Source organism: Mesorhizobium sp. M1A.F.Ca.IN.020.06.1.1 (assembly GCF_004023265.1).
In the GTDB taxonomy this organism is placed as follows: Bacteria; Pseudomonadota; Alphaproteobacteria; order Rhizobiales; family Rhizobiaceae; genus Mesorhizobium.
The window spans coordinates 1-1,319 of sequence record NZ_RZSR01001278.1; the positions used below are offsets into that span (position 1 = coordinate 1).

1 protein-coding gene and 1 pseudogene are annotated in these 1,319 nt (G+C 65.7%); both read left to right on the forward strand.

The features are described from left to right. The first annotated feature begins 48 nt into the window (after positions 1-48). Positions 49-1,206, forward strand: coding sequence for a tRNA epoxyqueuosine(34) reductase QueG (gene queG / locus EOA60_RS33240; protein ID WP_095799535.1), 1,158 nt, complete (start codon positions 49-51; stop codon positions 1,204-1,206). A 17-nt stretch (positions 1,207-1,223) separates the two neighbouring features. Beyond that, a pseudogene (locus tag EOA60_RS39405) lies at positions 1,224-1,319 on the forward strand (NAD(P)-dependent oxidoreductase); the annotation flags it as partial.

Genomic DNA, 1,319 nt, shown 5'->3' on the forward strand with positions numbered 1-1,319 from the left:
GGCCGCTGCTCACCGATCGCGTGCGCGGCCTGTCGCCGGTATCGCATTATGCGGACCTCGATTTCTGACACGACGAAGCTGCGCGCGCTGATCGACGCGGAGGCGCGCCGCGCCGGCTTCGACGCCGTTGCCGTCACCCGGCCGGACGCGATCCCGCTGGCTCCCGCGCGCCTGGCCGAGTTTGTCGCCGAGGGATTTCACGGCTCGATGGACTGGATCGCCGAGACGATCGGGCGGCGCGCCGAGCCTTCGACGCTGTGGCCGGAAGTGCGTTCGATCATCGTGCTCGCCATGAACTACGGTCCGGACCGGGATCCGCGCGATGTCCTCGACAAACACGATCGCGGCGCGATCTCGGTCTACGCGCACAATCGCGACTATCACGACGTGATGAAAGGTCGGCTGAAGGAAATCGCGGGCAAGATCGTCGCGCGGGCCGGCGGCGACGTGAAGGTCTTCGTCGACACCGCGCCGGTGATGGAAAAGCCGCTTGCCGAAGCCGCGGGGCTGGGCTGGCAGGGCAAGCACACCAATCTGGTGAGCCGCGAGCATGGCTCATGGCTGTTCCTCGGCACCATCTTCACCACGGCCGAGCTTGAGCCGGACAAAGCCGAGATCGACCATTGCGGCTCCTGCCGCGCCTGCCTCGACATCTGCCCAACCGATGCCTTCCCGGCGCCCTACCGGCTCGATGCGCGGCGTTGCATCTCCTACCTCACAATCGAGAACAAGGGACCGATCCCGCGCGAATTTCGCGAGGCGATCGGCAACCGCATCTATGGCTGCGACGACTGCCTCGCCGTGTGTCCGTGGAACAAATTCGCCAGCGTCGCCGCCGAGGCCAAGCTTGCCGCTCGCGAAAATCTGCGCGAGCCGCGGCTGTCGGAGCTGCTGTTGCTCGACGATGCGACGTTCCGCTCCTTTTTCTCGGGCTCGCCGATCAAGCGCATCGGCCGCGACCGTTTCATCCGCAACGCGCTGATCGCCGCCGGCAATTCGGACGATGCCTCGCTGACGCCGGTCGCGCGCGGCCTAATCGACGACGGCTCGCCGCTGGTGCGGGGTGCGGCAGTATGGGCGCTATCGCGACTGATGGAGCGGCGCGATTTTGCGGAGCTCGCCGCATCGGCCTTGCAGGCCGAAGGCGATGCAACGGTGCGCGAGGAATGGCTGTCAGCGCTGCCGGTTCCCGCAAAGGACCATTGAAGAAGAGGATTTAATTGATGGGCGAGAGACGCTTCTTCATTTTCGGCGCCGGCTATTCCGGCAAGGCTTTTGCGAGAGCCAATGAAGATGGCGCGCCGATCCTTGGGACGACG

Excerpts from the sequence above, each read along its gene's own strand:
- queG (WP_095799535.1), top strand. The coding sequence starts at position 49 with ATGCGGACCTCGATTTCTGACACGACGAAGCTGCGCGCGCTGATCGAC.